Consider the following 15,732-nt stretch of genomic DNA (forward strand, 5'->3'; position numbering starts at 1 on the left):
CTGACAGCACATGTACAAAAATGGCGGCCTTGCGGCCGCCATCTGTATAGTTTTTCGAAGACTGATGTCAATCGCTGCCTTCGCGTCCACAGTCCGGTGAACCCGGGATGAGGCATTTGTTCCGGCTCACGCCACGCTGCTCACGGGGCGGACGGGGCTCCTCGGCGCGAGGCGGCTGATTGTCGCGCGCGCCGTCATGCCGCGCCGGTGGCGGGCGATTCCGGTTCTCTTCCTCCCGCCGCGGCGGCCGATTCCAGTTGTTGTCATCATTCCTGTCATAACGCGGTGGCGGACGATCCCAGCGATCAGCGTTGTAATCGGGGTCGTAGCGCGGCGGACGAGGGCGGTTCCAGTCGCCGTCGTCATAACGCGGCGGACGAGGACGATAATCGTCGCGCCACCGGTCCCGATCGCGATAAAAGTCGCGACTGCGATAGTAGCGGTCCCAATAGTTGTCTATCGAGAAGGTGATGATCGGAATACCGAGCGGACGATAGTATTCCGGACCGACATAAACCCGTCGCTGCGAGTAGAGCGCCTGCAGATAGGTACCTGATACCCAGCCCCGGTATCCCGCATAGGAAACGTCGCACCAATTGGCGGTCTGCATGCAGCCCTTGATATCCACGCGGGCGCCGTAGGGGATAACGATGACGGCCGGATAGCGCGTGCTCGGCCCGGACCGCATGTTCACATTGGCGGTCGAATAGGCCGGCGCAGCCTCGGCAACCGCCGGAGCAACGAGTGCCGCCAGCAATCCCGCCGCCAGAATTGACAGTTTTTTCATTCAGGTGACTCCTCGGGTCCCCTTTTCGGGGCTTTTATTTCCTGACGCATCAACGCTCGGACAGTTCACCATGTTCCGCCTTTTCGGCGGCATTGCGGCAAATTGCTCGTGCTTTCAGCCAGCTGCAACTTATGCGGCACCTGTGCCTTTCGGCCCAACAAAGCGTCGCAACCTTGATCTAGGAAATCCCGCATGAATGAATCTTGAACGACTGCCTATAGCGTTGGCGTTTCCCTCGGATGAGTTCGCGGCCCTTGACTTTGCCATCCGATCGTCCGACTTGAAACGCCAGAAATCTGAGGGAGATCCGGTTATGAGCGCTGAGGCCCGCACCACCATCGACCAGTCTGAAGTCGACCGCTTTTCCGCCATGGCGGCGGAATGGTGGGACCCGACGGGCAAGTTCAAGCCGCTGCACAAGATCAATCCGGTGCGCCTCGCCTATATTCGTGACCAGGTATCGGCCCATTTCGGCCGCGACCCAAAGACGCATCGGCCGCTGGAAGGTCTGCGCATTCTCGATATCGGCTGCGGCGGCGGCCTGCTTTCAGAGCCGGTTGCCCGCATGGGCGCTGACGTGCTCGGCGCAGACGCTTCGGAAAAGAACATCAAGATCGCCATGACCCATGCGGGTCAGACCGGCGTCAACGTTGACTATCGCGCGGTAACCGCCGAAGCGCTGGCCGAGGCCGGCGAAACCTTCGATGTCGTGCTCAACATGGAAGTCGTCGAACACGTCGCCGATGTCGACTTCTTCCTGACGACCTGCGCTTCCATGGTCCGTCCCGGCGGTCTCATGCTCGTCTCCACCATAAACCGCACCTTAAAGGCCGCAGCGCTCGCCATCGTGGGAGCCGAATACGTGTTGCAATGGCTGCCGCGCGGCACCCACCAGTATGAGAAACTGGTGCGGCCGGAAGAGATCGAAGCGCCGCTAACGAAAGACGGCATGCAGATCGTGGAAATGAAAGGTGTGTTCTTCAATCCGTTGCAGAACCGATGGAACCTCTCCGCCGACACCGACGTCAACTACATGGTGCTGGCAAGGCGTCCGCCCCCGAACGGCCAGACAGGAGCGCCATGACGAAACCGGACGACATTCTAGCTTTCTGGACCGCGGCCGGACCGGACAAATGGTTCGCCAAGGATGACGCTTTCGATGCTTTCATCAGGAGTGACTATCTGGCCGCGCATTTCGCCGCCTCGCGGGGAGAATACGCCTCCTGGGAGGAAACCGCGGAAGGAGCACTCGCTCTCCTGGTCCTGCTCGATCAGTTTCCGCGCAACCTCTTTCGCGGTAGCGCCCATGCCTTCGCAACAGATGGTTTGGCCCGCGCCGTCGCCCGCCGCGCTCTAGACAAAGGATTCGACGAGATCGTCGATCAATCGCTGGCTATCTTTTTCTATCTGCCATTTGAACATTCCGAAAACCCGTCTGACCAGGAAATCAGCGTTTCGCTGTTCACCCAGCATTTCGAACGGACCGCAGATCGGGTTTCTCTCGACTATGCGATAGAACATCGCGATATCATTGCCCGCTTCCGCCGCTTCCCGCACCGGAACGCAGCCTTGGGCCGAGAGACCACGCCCGAGGAAAAGGTCTATCTCGAAAGCGGCGGCTTCAGCGGCTGACAAGGGCTAGCCAACGGCATGGCGAAACCGCTCAATTGGCGTCCTCCGGAAGCATTGGCAACGGTGCGATTTCGATACCCTCATCCATCAGCGACTTAACCTCGGTTAGTGAAGCCTGCCCGATAATGCCTCTGGCTTCCGCCTCGCCGTAGTGGATCTTGCGGGCCTCCTCGGGAAACCGTTCGCCGACATCCTCACTGTTTGCCCGAATGGAGGCTATGACCTCTTTCAGTTTCGCAACGGCTTCCTTCTGCGCCTCGTGGACCGCCAGTGCGCTGATCTTGTCCTTCTGCCGCGCGGTCGAGACCGAAGGCGCCATCAGCACTTTCGATACATCGAGCGAACCGCAGACGGGACAAGTGAGGAAACCGCTCGCCTTCTGACGATCGAAATCGGCACTCTCCGAAAACCAGCCCTCGAAGTCGTGCGCATTTTCACAGATAAGGGAGTAGCGGATCAAACTGTGACACCCCCTTTCGCAAGCATGGGGGAGAGAACATCGAGTTCGAACTCCCTGGCGTTCTTGAGATTCGGAATCTTTGCCCGCGCTGCTTTCACCGCGGCGGTGTCAATGTCGGCGATGACGACGGCTTCACCCGCGCCGCCGGCCAAGGCAAGCACTTTGCCCCAGGGATCGACGATCATCGAATGGCCGAAGGTCTCGCGTCCATCCTCGTGTAGCCCGGCCTGGGCCGCCGAAATCACGAATGCGCCGTTCTCGATGGCTCGCGCCCGAAGCAGCACTTCCCAATGCGCCTCACCCGTCTGCCGGGTGAATGCGGCTGGCGTCGTCAGAATTTCCGCGCCGGCAAGAGCTTCCGCTCGGAAGAGTTGTGGAAACCGCACATCGTAGCAGACGCCGAAACCGAGCCGCGCAAACGGCAGATCTGCCACCACGGCGCGCGTACCCGGCCGATAGACGGCACTCTCGCGCCAACTCTCGCCATTGTCGAGATCGACGTCGAACATGTGGATCTTGTCATAGCTTGTAATCTTGCGGCCATCCGGCCCGAACAGGAATGCACGATTGGCAATCTTCCCGTCGGCAAGCAGGATCGCGGTCGAACCGACGTGCAGGTGAATTGACAGTTCCCGGGCAAGCTCCGAAGCGGTCCTGACGATGAGGTCGCTATCCTCGTCCCGCAGGATAGTCTGCAGTTCCTTGCGATCCTTCTGCACCGCCCCGGTCATTTCCGGCGTCTGTATGTAGATGGCGCCCAGCCCCGCGGCGTCGCGGACGAGGCGAACCATTGCGGCGGCATTCTTTTCCGGATTGACACCGGAGCACATCTGAATGGCGGCAGCCTTAAAACTCATATCCTTCATTCCTCAACTGGCGAGCAAAGGGTCGAGCTTGCCGGCTCGGTCCAATGCGTAAAGATCGTCGCAACCGCCGACATGGACGTCGCCGATGAAAATCTGCGGAAAAGTCATCCGGCCGTTGGCGCGGGAGATCATTTCCTGCCGCAGTTCCGGCTTGTCTGTCGCGTCATGCTCGACATAGCCAACGCCCTTGGATTCCAACAGGCTTTTTGCGCGGGCGCAATAGCCGCAAAACTGTCGAGTGTAGATGGTCACCGATGCCATGAAATACTCCGGCCGGAAGATACGGGAAGATGCGAGGCTGTCATGATTACGCTCATATAGGACCGGAAAATGCCCTTGCAAAGGTTAAAACTGTGACATCCGTGGCCCCTGCTTTCTTGAGTGCCCGTGTCGCCGAACTGACGGTTGCACCGGTGGTATAGACATCGTCGATGAGCACGATGCGTCGCCCGAAGACGGCTGACGCCCTGCTCTCCGGCACGACGAAAGCCCCCCTGACATTGAGCTCGCGGGCATTGGCGGTCAGCCCGACCTGCTGGCTGGTCCGCTTTCTCCGGACGAGCGCCAACGGTTCGAACGCCTTGCCGGAAAGCCGCGCCGCGTGACGGGCCAGTTCCGCCGACTGGTTGAACATTCGTCCAAACAACCGGCTGCGGTGAAGAGGAACGGGAACGATACAGTCGCAGGCGGAAAGCGCCTCCCCACCTGCACGCACCATCCATTCGGCCATCATCGGTGCAAGATCGGTCCGGTCGCGATATTTGAGATTGTGCACAAGATCGCGGGCAATCCCTTCATGCACAGCGACGGATCGCAAACGGTCGAATACCGGCGGATTGGCGATTGCCTCTGCAGACAGCATGCCGGCACCGGGATCGTATCCGAACGGCGTGCCCAGTATCTCGCAGAAGGGTCGCTCAATGAACCGCAGCTTCGACCAGCAGGCTGGGCATAACGCACCATGCAACTCCGTCCGCACATGGCAATGGGCACAGCCAGGCGGAAAGACGATGTCACGCAGGCCGGTCGCCATCCGCAGCGACAGGCCGGCGATGACCCTCATGGATTTTTGCTCCGTCCGACCCGACATAAGGTTGACATTAGGCGCTCGCGGGCGCCTTTGCCAGACCGTGAATCTCAAGAGGATGTCTTCTGATGGAAAGGCTTTTCGACGACCGGCTGATCGCCGCCAACCGCAGGCGGGCTCTTGCCGCCGGAAATCCCGGCGCCGATTTTCTGCTGGACATCGCAGCCCGCGAGATCGCAGAACGTCTTGCGCTCGTCGAGCGCCATTTCGATGACGCGGTTGAGCTGCATGGCGGGACCGGTATTGCCGCCCGTACCGCCCTCGCGACCGGCAAGATCGGCACGATGGAGCGCGTCGAGGTCGTAAGGGGATTTGCCGGCAGCGACGGGACCGTTCGGGAGGCGGCATGGGAAACGGTGCCGCTGGAGCCCCAATCCGTCAACCTCGTGCTCTCCCCCTTGGCGCTTCATCTCACCAATGATACGCCCGGCATGTTGGTGCAGATCCGCCGTGCCCTCAAGCCCGACGGGCTGTTCCTCGCGGCGATCCCCGGTGCGGGCACACTTGCCGAACTGCGCGACGTGCTCCTCACGGCAGAAGTGGAGCTCTACGGCGGCGCAAGCCCTCGTGTCGTGCCTTTTGCCGATATTCGCGACATCGGTAGCCTGATGCAGCGAGCCGGCTTCACCCTGCCGGTGATCGACGAGGAAAATTACCCAGTCCGCTATGATTCGATCTTTCCGCTGATGCGGGACCTGAAGGCCATGGGTATGGCCAATCCATTGCTTGGTCGCAGCCGCAGGCCGGTGGGAAGATCATTCTTCCTGCGGGCAGCCGAACTCTATGCCGAACGCCATGCCGACCCGGACGGGAGAATTCGCGCTACCTTCTCGTTCATCTATGTGTCCGGATGGGCGGCGCATGAAAGCCAGCAGAAGCCGCTGAAGCCGGGCTCGGCGAAGATGCGCCTTGCGGATGCGCTCGATCCAAACCGCGCAGCAAAAGATTGAGCAAGGAGCTCAGTCGCCGGCTGCGGTGATTTCCTTCTCAATCGTGGATAACACGTCGCCGAGTGCGCCGGTGAACGCGCCATAGCCGCCGATCAGAGCCGCCGCCATGATCGCGACGATCAGCCCATATTCGACAGCGGTCGCCGCTTGCCGATCAGCAAAGAGTTTCCGGACGAGATGCATCTTGTCTCCCATGAACGTCGGCTGGATTGGCGGCGAACCAAGCTTTGAACTGTAGTCTTTTCAGCAGCCGTCGGCGCCGTAGCCGTCGACGATGCACACTGATCCCGGTGTTTCCTGAAGCACGCTGCGGCGGATGGTGTAGCGCTTGCCACTGTCCGACCTGTTGATCGATCCCGTGCTGAGCATGTCGTATTCGTCGGGCTGGAAAGCGAGGCTCTTCTTTTCCGATTTTCCGGCGAGCATCGGGGTCAGCACAAGCGAAAGGGCAATCGCCGCCGTGCCGAACAGCAAGGCGATGTTCAAAACCCCTGTCTTTCCCGACTTTTGCGAAGACCGTTCTCTCGACCGCACGGTCTTCCAGAAATCCTCGTTTGCCATGACACGCTCCACGCACGCTCTAACGCATGAACAGAAGCGAGCTTTGCCTGACGGTGATAAACTTTGCGTTAAGAACGTCCTTAAAGCGTTCGTAAACTGTAGAATATCCTAAAGCAGATCCTGCAAAAAGGGAATGAGGGGCTCATCCGCCGGCGGCATGGGATAGTCCCGCAAGGCTTGCGGGCGTACCCACTTCACCGCCTGGCCCTCGCGGCCCCGGGCGATACCCTCATAGCGGCGGCAGACGTAAAGCGGCATCAAGAGGTGAAATGTCTCGTAAGTATGGCTGGCGAATGTTAGCGGAGCAAGGCACGGGGCCTTGGTCGTGACGCCGATTTCCTCTTCCAGTTCGCGGATAAGGGTTTCCTCGGGTGTCTCGCCCGCTTCAACCTTGCCACCTGGAAATTCCCACAGACCTGCCAGCGACTTGCCCTCCGGCCGCTGGGCCAGCAGGATGCGACCGTCGGCATCGATCAGCGCACAGGCGGCGACGAGCAGGATCGGTTTGCCCTGTGCATTCATGCTCCGGCTTCCTTGCGCCAGTAATGATAATGATAGGCCTCGGTAAAACCGAGCTTCCGGTAGAGAGAAAGCGCCGGCTCGTTGTCCGCGACAACCTGCAGCCATGCGCGCTTGGCGCCGCGCATGCGCGCCCAGCGCAGCGCCGCCGTCAGCACCTCAAGCCCCAGCCCCTTGCGCCGCTGGTCCCCGGCGACGGCCAGCGACATGATGCCGGCGAGATCGTTGTCCTGAACGCAGAGTGTCGCCGCCACCGGCCCGCGCTCCGGGGTCTCTATAAGGAAGAGGCCCGTCGGCGGCTTGATCGCTCCGATGATTTCGGCAAGCGCCGGCTTCAGTGCCGCATCCTCACCCTGCAATTCGAGGCTTGCATCGACGTATCGGCCGACATCATGGGTCGGCAGATGATCGAGCGTATCAGGCAATGTGATTTCCGCCAGGTCACAGGTCATGGTGACCACGTCCTCGAAACATTCCCAGCCTTCTGCGCGCAGATGTCCGATGAGCGGCTTCGGTGCGAGCGGCGTCTGTCGAACGATCAGCGGCCGGCCATAGGCGGCGAACTTTCGGCCGGCCTTCTCCAGTCGGATCGCAATGTCGCGACTATCGGACGGATCGAGCGCGACAACGCAATTCAGCCGCTTGGACGGATGACCGCCGGTCAGCCGGATTTGCCAGCTGCCGTCATACTGCACATTTGCCGCCGGCCAGGCGCGGAAACCCACGGCTTCCAGCCGACGCACCAGCGGCAGATTGTCTTCGGAGGGCACTGCGAGCATTCTGGTCGTCAACTCCGGTAGTCGCCGTTGATCGCGACATATTCCTTCGTGAGGTCGCATGTCCACACGGTCGCCCGGCCATTGCCGAGGCCGATATCGACTTTCACGGCGATATCCTGCTCCTTCATCACCGCTGTCGTCGCGGCTTCCGAATAGGCTGGGTCCCGCTCGCCGTTGACGGCAACGCGGATATCGCCGAACCAGATCGCCAGACGATCCCTGTCGGCCATCTCGCCGGACTTGCCAACCGCCATGACGATGCGGCCCCAATTCGCATCCTCACCTGCAACGGCCGTCTTGACCAGCGGCGAATTGGCGATGGAAAGCGCGATCTTCTTGGCTGCCTGATCCGTCTCAGCGCCGACAACGGTCACCTCGACCATCTTGCGGGCGCCCTCGCCGTCGCGCACCACCTGAAGAGCGAGATCCTTCAGGAGATCGTTCAAGGCTGCCTTGAACCCGAACAGCGCCGGATCATCCGCATTTTCAATCTTCGTCTGACCATCTGCAGCGGCGGCACCGGTGGCAAACAGTAGAAGCGTGTCCGATGTAGAAGTATCGCTATCGACCGTAATCGAATTGAAACTCGGCTCGACGCCGGCGGAAAGAAGAGACTGTAGCGCTGGCGCGGCAATATCGGCATCCGTCACAACGAAGGACAGCATGGTCGCCATGTCAGGCGCGATCATGCCGGCCCCCTTGGCGATGCCGTTGATCGTCACCCTGACGCCGCCGATCTCCGCCGAACGGGTCGCAACCTTCGGATAGGTATCGGTCGTCATGATTGCGCGTGCCGCTTCCAGCCAGAAGTCGCCGGTCGCGCTCTTTGCCATGTCACCCAGTACGCCGGAAAACTTCGTCGCATCGAGCGGCTCGCCGATCACGCCGGTGGAGGCGAGATAGACTTCGTTTTCGGCGCAACCGAGTGCGGCCGCCGCTGACCTCGCGGTAAGCTCCGTTGCCGCCTTGCCCTTGAGGCCGGTGAAGGCGTTCGCATTCCCGGAATTGACGACGACACCTCGCGCCACGCCATGACCGAGGTTGGAACGGCAGAAATCGACCGGTGCCGAGGGGCATTTCGACTTCGTGAAAACGCCGGCGACAGCGGCCGGACGTTCAAAGGCCATCAGCAGCACGTCGGTACGGTTCTTGTACTTGATGCCGGCTGCGGCGGTCGCCATGGAGACGCCACGGATCACCGGCATTTCGACAAAGGATTTCGGAGCAAGGGGAGAAACGTTTGCGGACATCGGCACGACCTGTCACAGGAAGGCCCGCAAAATGCGGGCCTGAGGGTTGAACGGAGGCAGCGATTACTGCTGCGGCTGCTGTTCCTGCTGCTTGTTCACATCCTCGTAGCCCTTGCGCAAGGCCTCGTCGACGATCTCGACCTTCTTTTCGGCCTTCGCCTTTTCGATGATCTCGAGATACTTGTCGCGCATGACAAGCTGACGGACCTGCGGGCCGACCTCTTCCAGGCTCGGCGGAGCAGCGTCGCGCTTGTCCTCGACTTTGATCACATGGAAACCGAACTGCGTCTTGACCGGGGTCTTGGAGTAGGTGCCCTTCTCCATGGCAAAGGCGGCTTCCTCGAATTCCGGAACCATGCGACCCTTGGTGAAATAGCCGAGATCGCCACCTTCCGACTTGTTCGGGTCGGTCGATTTTTCCTTGGCAAGCTCGATGAAATCCTTGCCAGCGTCGAGTTCCTTGATGATCTCCTTGGCCTCTTCCTCGGTCTTGACCAGGATGTGACGGGCGCGAACTTCCTCCTGCTTCGGAAGAGCGGCGATTTCCTTGTCGTAGCGGGCCTTCACGTCGGCGTCGGTGACGGCATCGACGACATGTTTCTTGAAATAGAGATTATGCAGTTCGCGGTCGGCGATGAAGGCCATGCGGCGCTGGTATTCGGGATCGTCCTTCAGGCCTTCGCCCATGGCGTTACCGGCAAGCAGCTTGACATCGATGGCACCGGAAAGCGCGGCCACCTTCTTCTGTTCGTCGGGAAGCTGCGAAAGCTGCGGATCGAGGTTGGCAACGGCCAGATCGAGTTCCGACTGGGTGATCGTCAGGTCGCCGACCTTGGCCACGACGGCATCTTCGGCCAGAACCTGGTTCTGAAAACCGATCAGTGCGACGCAGGCGGCAAGGGCGAGTTTATGAAAGCGAAGCATGTGAAACCTTTCGGATGGGGGAACCGTTTCTTGACCGTTCGAATCGGGCGAAAAATTGTCCAAAGCACGGTAGGCCAAGCGTTTGCGGTCCGTCTGCGCCGTTGACATCATTCGACCCCCCTCTTATCTGTCACGCAACCGCGCGTCCAGAGCCGTTTCCGGGCCCAACCGTGCCTGCGTGCCGATTTTCGGCCGGCGACAAGGATACGCAACGAATATGACGCAGGTCAGAAAGGACCATCGAATGGTCAGTCTCGGTGGGCTCGCCCGCAAACTCTTCGGATCGGCCAATGAGCGCCGTGTTCGCTCCTATCAGCCGAAGGTGGCGGCCATTGCCGCTCTCGAAGACCAGATGAAAGCCCTCTCCGACGAGGCGCTTGCCGGCAAGACGCAGGAATTCCGCAGGCAGCTCGCCGAAGGAAAAAAGCTCGATGATATTCTCGTGCCCGCTTTTGCCGTTGCCCGCGAGGCGTCCCGCCGCGCCCTCGGCATGCGTCCTTTCGACGTGCAGCTGATCGGCGGCATGATCCTCAACGACAATTCCATCGCCGAAATGAAGACCGGTGAAGGCAAGACGCTCGTTGCGACCTTGGCCGTCTACCTGAACGCCCTCGCCGGCAAGGGTGTCCATGTCGTCACGGTCAACGACTATCTCGCCAAGCGCGACGCCACCACCATGGGCAGGCTTTACGGTTTCCTCGGCCTCACCACCGGCGTCATCGTCCATGGCCTGACCGACGAGGAACGCCGCGCGGCCTACGCCTGCGACATCACCTATGCGACCAACAACGAGCTCGGCTTCGACTATCTGCGCGACAACATGAAGTACGAGCGCAGCCAGATGGTTCAGCGCGGCCATGCCTTCGCAATCGTCGACGAAGTGGACTCGATCCTCGTCGATGAAGCCCGCACGCCGCTTATCATCTCCGGCCCGCTAGACGACCGCTCCGATCTCTATAACACCATCGACGCCTTCATTCCGATGCTGTCGGAAGAAGACTACGAGATCGACGAGAAGCAGCGCTCGGCCAACTTCTCCGAAGTCGGTACCGAAAAGCTCGAAAACCTGCTGCGTCAGGCGGGTCTCCTGAAAGGTGAATCGCTCTATGACGTGGAAAACGTCTCGATCGTCCACCACATCAACAACGCGCTGAAGGCTCACAAGCTTTTCCAGCGCGACAAGGACTACATCGTCCGCAACGGCGAAATCGTCATCATCGACGAGTTCACCGGCCGCATGATGCCGGGCCGCCGCTATTCGGAAGGTCAGCACCAAGCGCTGGAAGCCAAGGAAAAGGTGCAGATCCAGCCCGAGAACCAGACGCTCGCCTCGATCACCTTTCAGAATTACTTCCGCATGTACGACAAGCTGGCCGGCATGACCGGCACGGCAGCGACCGAAGCGGAAGAATTCGCCAACATCTACGGCCTCGACGTCATCGAGGTTCCGACCAACCTGCCGATCCAGCGTATCGACGAGGATGACGAGGTCTACCGGACCTTCGACGAAAAGTTCAAGGCGATCATCGCCGAGATCAAGGCCGCGCACGAGCGTAAGCAGCCGGTTCTCGTTGGCACGACGTCCATCGAGAAATCCGAACTGCTGGCCAACCTCTTGAAGAAGTCCGGCTTCGACAAGTTCCAGGTTCTGAACGCCCGCTATCATGAGCAGGAAGCCTATATCGTTTCACAGGCCGGTGTGCCCGGCGCTGTAACCATCGCCACCAACATGGCCGGTCGCGGTACCGATATTCAGCTTGGCGGCAACATCGACATGCGCCTGGAACGTGAACTCGAGGGCATGGAACCGGGTCCCGAACGAGACGCCAGGGAGCAGGCTATCCGCGAGGAAGTGAAAAAGCTCAAGGAAGAGGCGCTCGCTGCCGGCGGTCTCTACGTCATCGCCACCGAGCGTCATGAAAGCCGGCGCATCGACAACCAGTTGCGTGGCCGTTCCGGCCGTCAGGGCGACCCCGGCCGTTCGAAGTTCTACCTGTCGCTCCAGGACGACCTGATGCGCATCTTCGGCTCCGACCGCATGGACGGCATGCTGCAGAAGCTCGGCCTCAAGGAGGGCGAGGCCATCGTCCATCCCTGGATCAACAAGGCACTGGAACGCGCCCAGAAGAAGGTCGAGGCCCGCAACTTCGACATCCGCAAGAACCTGCTGAGATATGACGACGTGCTAAACGACCAGCGCAAGGTCATCTTCGAACAGCGCATCGAGCTGATGGACGCAACCGACGTCTCCGGCACGATCGCCGACATGCGCCACGAAGTCATCGAGACCATGGTCCGTGTCCATATCCCCGAACGGGCCTATGCCGAGCAGTGGGATGTCGAAGGGCTCAAGCAGAAGGTCGCGGCAACCCTCAACCTCGACCTGCCGATCGAGCAGTGGGCAACCGAAGAAGGCATTGCGGAAGACGACATCGTCACCCGCATCACCGAGGCCGCGGATAAGGCTGCTGCGGAAAAGGCGGAGCGTTTCGGCCCGGAGATCACTGCCTATGTCGAGCGTTCGATCGTGCTGCAGACCATCGACAATCTCTGGCGCGAGCACATCGTCAACCTCGACCACCTGCGTTCCGTGGTCGGCTTCCGCGGTTATGCCCAGCGTGACCCCTTGCAGGAATACAAGGCGGAGGCCTTCGAACTTTTCCAGGCCCTGCTCGCAAACCTGCGGGATGCCGTGACCATGCAGATGTCGCGCGTCGAGATCGTTCGCGAAGCGCCGCCGGCGCCGACCCTGCCCGTCATGGAAGGTCATCACCTCGATGCCACCACCGGCGAAGACGATTTCGACGAAAGTGCCGCAAATTACGTCGCTCCGGAAGAGCGTAATCCGCAAGACCCCTCCACCTGGGGACGCATCGGCCGCAACGAACCTTGCCCTTGCGGGTCCGGCAAGAAGTACAAGCATTGCCACGGCGCCTTTGAAAGCGCCTGAAGACCGGAAAAGCGGAATGACGATCAGGGCGGCCTTCGGGCCGCCCTTTTTGTTTCGACCGAAAGGGTAAAGCCGGCGGCACAACCAAGAACTCGCCGAAATCTGGTCTTTTGCGAAGAACACGGCCTGTCAATACAGGTAAACTGACGGCCCGAGGCAAACCGTTTCTTAACCCTGATCTGACAACAGTGCGGCATTGTTGTTTTGCGTTTCCAATAGGCCGTGCGTGTCGATAATGGCGGTTGTCCAGACAGCGGAGAAGATACTGCCGACCGGCCTGCATCCGGTGATGCACAAACTCGTCGCCACCTTCACGAGAACCGACGAAACCGCCCGCGCCCAAAGGATGGCGTTGATCGCCTTCGCCATAAGGGTCGTTTCAGCCGCCATCGCCTTCATCTCACAGATCATCCAGGCCCGGATCATGGGCGAATTCGAATATGGCATCTTCGTCTTCGTCTGGGTGCTGGTCGTTCTTTTCGGCAATCTCTCCTGCCTGGGGTTCCACACGACGGTCATCCGCTTCCTGCCGCAATATGACGCCCGTGACGAACACGACGAAATCCGCGGATTGACCATGACCGCGCGGGTCTTTGCCATGAGTTCGGCAAGCCTGCTTGCCGTCATCGGCTTCGCCGCATTGGCGCTCCTCGGCGACAGGATCGAGAGCTACTACATTCTGCCGCTGTTTCTCGGCCTTTTCGCCCTGCCGATGATCGCGCTCGGCGATGTGCTCGACGGCACTGCGCGCGCCAATAGCTGGCCTGTGGCGGCGCTTAGCCCCACTTATATTATCCGGCCTGTGCTGATCCTCGGTTTCATGGTTGCGGCAGTCCGGGCTGGCGCTCCCCATACCGCGACGACAGCCATGCAGGCGGCATTGGCAGCGACCTATGTCACCACGCTCACACAGTTCCTGACGATCGACCGACGCCTGCAGAAGCGCTTTGTCGCGGGTCCACGCAGGATCGATTTCCTCGCCTGGTTCAAGGTGGCCCTGCCGATCTTCCTGATCGAGGGCTTCGGCTTCCTTCTGACCAATTCGGATGTCGTCGTCGTCGGCCTCTACCTCGATCCCGATCAGGTGGCGATCTATTTCGCTGCGGCAAAGACCATGGCGCTGGTGCAATTCGTCTATTTTGCCGTGAAGGCCGCCGCGGCCCCACGCTTTTCCGCCATGGTCGCCGCCAGCGACCTCCGCCAGCTTGCAGCCTTCGCGGGCCAGACGACCCGCTGGAGCTTCTGGCCGTCGCTTCTCGTCGGGCTTGCGGTGCTGGCCGTCGGTGAATTCCTGCTGGCGCTGTTCGGTCCTGCCTTCACTGCCGGCTACATGCTGATGGCAATCCTGTTTGCCGGCAGCCTCTCCAAGGCGCTCGTCGGTCCGGGCGAGGTGCTGCTGACCATGACGGGCCATCAGAAGCTCTGCGTTTTCCTCTATATCGGCGCGCTCGCCGTCAACATCGGCCTCAACATCACCCTGATACCCCTCTTCGGTTTGACCGGAGCGGCAGCGGCGACGGCCGCCGCCATGATGGCCGAGGCCCTGCTCCTGCATGTGGCGGTCCGCCGCGCGCTGGGCATCGTCCTCTTCGCTTTTGCCGACCCGTTGTCGATTCTGAACAAGACGAAGGCATCCTGACCATGGCGGAACCTCCGGTCCATCGTGAGAGCAACAGCAACGGCGCCCATCGCGCCGCAGGCAGCCTGGCAGGCCTGCAGAACAGCCGTCCCGCCGCCGACCAGACGATAGAGGTTGGCCGCCCCGGGCGCCATCTCACCTTTTATCCGGGCAGGGCCGGTTATGATCTGCAGGAGGAACTCGATTACCTCACCTATCGGGTGATGGAGGCGAACGTCTTCTTCGCGCCCCGTTTCCTTGCACCCGCCATGCCTCGGCTGGAAGATAGGCATATCCATCTTGCCGTTATTCGCGACGAGGACGGGCGTCGCAGCCGTGTTCGCCTGCTGATGCCCTATTCCATCGAAAAGCCGGGCTTCTCCGTCGGTCCGTCGATTCTGCGGGTCTGGTCGAACCCCTTTGGTCCGCTTGGAACGCTGCTGGTGGATGCAGAGGAAGCGGCCGAGACACTGGATAATCTGCTGGAGGCGCTGGCCCGTCCCGACGCGCGCCTGCCGGGCGTCTTCGTATTGCCCGATCTCAGGCTGAACGGCCGTTTCGCTCAGCTCATGAAGGCCATCGCCATCAGCCGCGACCTGCCGCTGACAGTCACCAACACCTTCACGCGGCCGATGCTGGAAAGCCCGGAGGACGGCGAAACCTATCTGCGGCAGGCGGTCTCGAAATCCCACCTGCGCGAGATGCGCCGACAGTTTCGCATGCTCAGCGAACAGGGGGAGGTGACCTACAACGTCGCCCGCCAGCCGCAGGAGATCCGTCTCAGAATGGAGGAGTTCCTGGCGCTCGAAGCCAGCGGCTGGAAAGGCCAGAAACGGTCCGCCATGGTCATGGACCGCCTGCGCTCAGCCTTTGCCCGCGAGGCCATCACCAATCTCGCCGAGGTGGATGCCGTGCGCATCCACACGCTCGACCTCGACGGCAGGGCCATCGCTTCGATGGTGGTCTTCATCATGGCCGGCGAGGCCTATACGTGGAAGACGGCCTATGACGAACGCTACGCCCGCTTTTCACCGGGCAAGCTCTTGATGGCCGACCTCACCGAATGGCATCTCGACGACGCCAATATCCAGCGCACCGACAGTTGCGCCGTACCGGATCACCCGATCATGAGCCGGTTCTGGAGGGAACGCGAGGAGATGGGCACGCTGGTCATCGGTCTTCGGCCCAATGCCGACCGCGACGTACGCCAAGCCGCCGCCCAGCTTCACATGTACCGCAACACGCGCAATATCGCCCGCATCCTGCGCGACAAGATCATATCCCGCCGCCTTAACGACTGACGGAGGGTTTATTCCGGCTAAAGGAAGGCCGAGACCCACGATTGGGTG

Annotated in this window: 17 protein-coding genes; 6 read left to right on the forward strand and 11 right to left on the reverse strand. The window is 60.8% G+C overall.

Going from position 1 to position 15,732, the window contains the following annotated elements:
* Positions 1-67 precede the first annotated feature (67 nt).
* Positions 68-787, reverse strand: coding sequence for an SH3 domain-containing protein (locus ACLBKR_RS16465; protein ID WP_113447375.1), 720 nt, complete (start codon positions 785-787; stop codon positions 68-70).
* 313 nt (positions 788-1,100) lie between these two features.
* Here ACLBKR_RS16465 and ubiG point away from each other — a divergent pair, with 313 nt between their 5' ends.
* Entirely contained in the window at positions 1,101-1,871 is a 771-nt protein-coding gene (gene ubiG / locus ACLBKR_RS16470; RefSeq protein ID WP_113447376.1) for a bifunctional 2-polyprenyl-6-hydroxyphenol methylase/3-demethylubiquinol 3-O-methyltransferase UbiG, read from the forward strand.
* Positions 1,868-2,419, forward strand: a complete 552-nt coding sequence (locus tag ACLBKR_RS16475) for a DUF924 family protein (protein ID WP_113447377.1) — start codon at positions 1,868-1,870, stop codon at positions 2,417-2,419. Before ubiG ends, ACLBKR_RS16475 begins: the two co-directional genes overlap by 4 nt.
* 31 nt (positions 2,420-2,450) lie before the next feature.
* Here ACLBKR_RS16475 and ACLBKR_RS16480 read toward each other — a convergent pair whose 3' ends face one another.
* Genes ACLBKR_RS16480 through ACLBKR_RS16495 form a run of 4 tightly spaced genes read right to left on the reverse strand, consistent with a single transcriptional unit; the run spans position 2,451 to position 4,808 of the window.
* Entirely contained in the window at positions 2,451-2,879 is a 429-nt protein-coding gene (locus ACLBKR_RS16480; RefSeq protein WP_112830318.1) for a DUF1178 family protein, read from the reverse strand.
* The gene (locus ACLBKR_RS16485) at positions 2,876-3,736 is read right to left on the reverse strand and encodes a carbon-nitrogen hydrolase family protein (protein WP_113447378.1); all 861 of its coding nucleotides are present in this window, start codon (positions 3,734-3,736) and stop codon (positions 2,876-2,878) included. Before ACLBKR_RS16485 ends, ACLBKR_RS16480 begins: the two co-directional genes overlap by 4 nt.
* 12 nt (positions 3,737-3,748) lie before the next feature.
* Positions 3,749-4,006, reverse strand: a complete 258-nt coding sequence (gene grxC / locus ACLBKR_RS16490; RefSeq protein WP_112830319.1) for a glutaredoxin 3 — start codon at positions 4,004-4,006, stop codon at positions 3,749-3,751.
* Positions 4,007-4,058: 52 nt separating this feature from the next.
* Positions 4,059-4,808, reverse strand: a complete 750-nt coding sequence (locus tag ACLBKR_RS16495) for a ComF family protein (RefSeq protein WP_414899700.1) — start codon at positions 4,806-4,808, stop codon at positions 4,059-4,061.
* Between the two features lie 92 nt (positions 4,809-4,900).
* Between ACLBKR_RS16495 and ACLBKR_RS16500 the strand changes: the two genes are divergently transcribed.
* A complete protein-coding gene (locus ACLBKR_RS16500) occupies positions 4,901-5,782 on the forward strand; it encodes a class I SAM-dependent methyltransferase (RefSeq protein WP_113447380.1) in 882 nt (293 codons plus the stop codon).
* A gap of 9 nt (positions 5,783-5,791) precedes the next feature.
* Here the strand turns inward: ACLBKR_RS16500 and ACLBKR_RS16505 are convergent, their stop codons facing one another.
* The 6 genes from ACLBKR_RS16505 to ACLBKR_RS16530 form a co-directional block, all read right to left on the reverse strand.
* Positions 5,792-5,965 (reverse strand): Flp family type IVb pilin, encoded by a 174-nt coding sequence (locus ACLBKR_RS16505; protein ID WP_112830322.1) that lies wholly within the window; start codon positions 5,963-5,965, stop codon positions 5,792-5,794.
* Positions 5,966-6,025: 60 nt separating this feature from the next.
* Positions 6,026-6,343: a hypothetical protein gene (locus ACLBKR_RS16510; RefSeq protein WP_112830323.1), complete on the reverse strand. Its 318-nt coding sequence runs from the start codon at positions 6,341-6,343 to the stop codon at positions 6,026-6,028.
* Between the two features lie 108 nt (positions 6,344-6,451).
* Positions 6,452-6,865, reverse strand: a complete 414-nt coding sequence (mutT, locus tag ACLBKR_RS16515) for an 8-oxo-dGTP diphosphatase MutT (protein ID WP_113447381.1) — start codon at positions 6,863-6,865, stop codon at positions 6,452-6,454.
* Positions 6,862-7,641, reverse strand: coding sequence for a GNAT family N-acetyltransferase (locus ACLBKR_RS16520; protein ID WP_112830325.1), 780 nt, complete (start codon positions 7,639-7,641; stop codon positions 6,862-6,864). The genes mutT and ACLBKR_RS16520 overlap by 4 nt, the downstream gene beginning before the upstream one ends.
* Before the next feature lie 8 nt (positions 7,642-7,649).
* The gene (argJ, locus tag ACLBKR_RS16525) at positions 7,650-8,891 is read right to left on the reverse strand and encodes a bifunctional glutamate N-acetyltransferase/amino-acid acetyltransferase ArgJ (RefSeq protein WP_112830326.1); all 1,242 of its coding nucleotides are present in this window, start codon (positions 8,889-8,891) and stop codon (positions 7,650-7,652) included.
* A 63-nt stretch (positions 8,892-8,954) separates the two neighbouring features.
* The gene (locus tag ACLBKR_RS16530) at positions 8,955-9,815 is read right to left on the reverse strand and encodes a peptidylprolyl isomerase (protein WP_113338296.1); all 861 of its coding nucleotides are present in this window, start codon (positions 9,813-9,815) and stop codon (positions 8,955-8,957) included.
* A 244-nt stretch (positions 9,816-10,059) separates the two neighbouring features.
* Between ACLBKR_RS16530 and secA the strand changes: the two genes are divergently transcribed.
* The 3 genes from secA (at position 10,060) to ACLBKR_RS16545 (ending at position 15,684) form a co-directional block, all read left to right on the forward strand.
* Positions 10,060-12,765: a preprotein translocase subunit SecA gene (gene secA, locus ACLBKR_RS16535; protein WP_113447527.1), complete on the forward strand. Its 2,706-nt coding sequence runs from the start codon at positions 10,060-10,062 to the stop codon at positions 12,763-12,765.
* Positions 12,766-13,000: 235 nt separating this feature from the next.
* On the forward strand, positions 13,001-14,404 hold the full coding sequence (locus ACLBKR_RS16540; protein ID WP_112830327.1) for a lipopolysaccharide biosynthesis protein: 1,404 nt from the start codon (positions 13,001-13,003) through the stop codon (positions 14,402-14,404).
* Between the two features lie 2 nt (positions 14,405-14,406).
* On the forward strand, positions 14,407-15,684 hold the full coding sequence (locus tag ACLBKR_RS16545) for a GNAT family N-acetyltransferase (protein WP_113425551.1): 1,278 nt from the start codon (positions 14,407-14,409) through the stop codon (positions 15,682-15,684).
* Positions 15,685-15,732 lie beyond the last annotated feature (48 nt).

Origin of the sequence: Paenirhizobium cremeum (genome assembly GCF_047553425.1) — a bacterium.
GTDB classification, from domain to species: domain Bacteria; phylum Pseudomonadota; class Alphaproteobacteria; order Rhizobiales; family Rhizobiaceae; genus Allorhizobium; species Allorhizobium cremeum.

Coding starts and splice junctions, on each gene's coding strand:
- argJ (WP_112830326.1), bottom strand. CDS start 8,891: ATGTCCGCAAACGTTTCTCCCCTTGCTCCGAAATCCTTTGTCGAAATG.
- ACLBKR_RS16475 (WP_113447377.1), top strand. CDS start 1,868: ATGACGAAACCGGACGACATTCTAGCTTTCTGGACCGCGGCCGGACCG.
- ACLBKR_RS16530 (WP_113338296.1), bottom strand. CDS start 9,815: ATGCTTCGCTTTCATAAACTCGCCCTTGCCGCCTGCGTCGCACTGATC.
- ACLBKR_RS16520 (WP_112830325.1), bottom strand. CDS start 7,641: ATGCTCGCAGTGCCCTCCGAAGACAATCTGCCGCTGGTGCGTCGGCTG.
- ACLBKR_RS16510 (WP_112830323.1), bottom strand. CDS start 6,343: ATGGCAAACGAGGATTTCTGGAAGACCGTGCGGTCGAGAGAACGGTCT.
- ACLBKR_RS16505 (WP_112830322.1), bottom strand. CDS start 5,965: ATGCATCTCGTCCGGAAACTCTTTGCTGATCGGCAAGCGGCGACCGCT.
- ubiG (WP_113447376.1), top strand. CDS start 1,101: ATGAGCGCTGAGGCCCGCACCACCATCGACCAGTCTGAAGTCGACCGC.
- mutT (WP_113447381.1), bottom strand. CDS start 6,865: ATGAATGCACAGGGCAAACCGATCCTGCTCGTCGCCGCCTGTGCGCTG.
- secA (WP_113447527.1), top strand. CDS start 10,060: ATGGTCAGTCTCGGTGGGCTCGCCCGCAAACTCTTCGGATCGGCCAAT.
- ACLBKR_RS16485 (WP_113447378.1), bottom strand. CDS start 3,736: ATGAGTTTTAAGGCTGCCGCCATTCAGATGTGCTCCGGTGTCAATCCG.
- ACLBKR_RS16465 (WP_113447375.1), bottom strand. CDS start 787: ATGAAAAAACTGTCAATTCTGGCGGCGGGATTGCTGGCGGCACTCGTT.
- ACLBKR_RS16500 (WP_113447380.1), top strand. CDS start 4,901: ATGGAAAGGCTTTTCGACGACCGGCTGATCGCCGCCAACCGCAGGCGG.
- ACLBKR_RS16495 (WP_414899700.1), bottom strand. CDS start 4,808: ATGAGGGTCATCGCCGGCCTGTCGCTGCGGATGGCGACCGGCCTGCGT.
- grxC (WP_112830319.1), bottom strand. CDS start 4,006: ATGGCATCGGTGACCATCTACACTCGACAGTTTTGCGGCTATTGCGCC.
- ACLBKR_RS16540 (WP_112830327.1), top strand. CDS start 13,001: ATGGCGGTTGTCCAGACAGCGGAGAAGATACTGCCGACCGGCCTGCAT.
- ACLBKR_RS16545 (WP_113425551.1), top strand. CDS start 14,407: ATGGCGGAACCTCCGGTCCATCGTGAGAGCAACAGCAACGGCGCCCAT.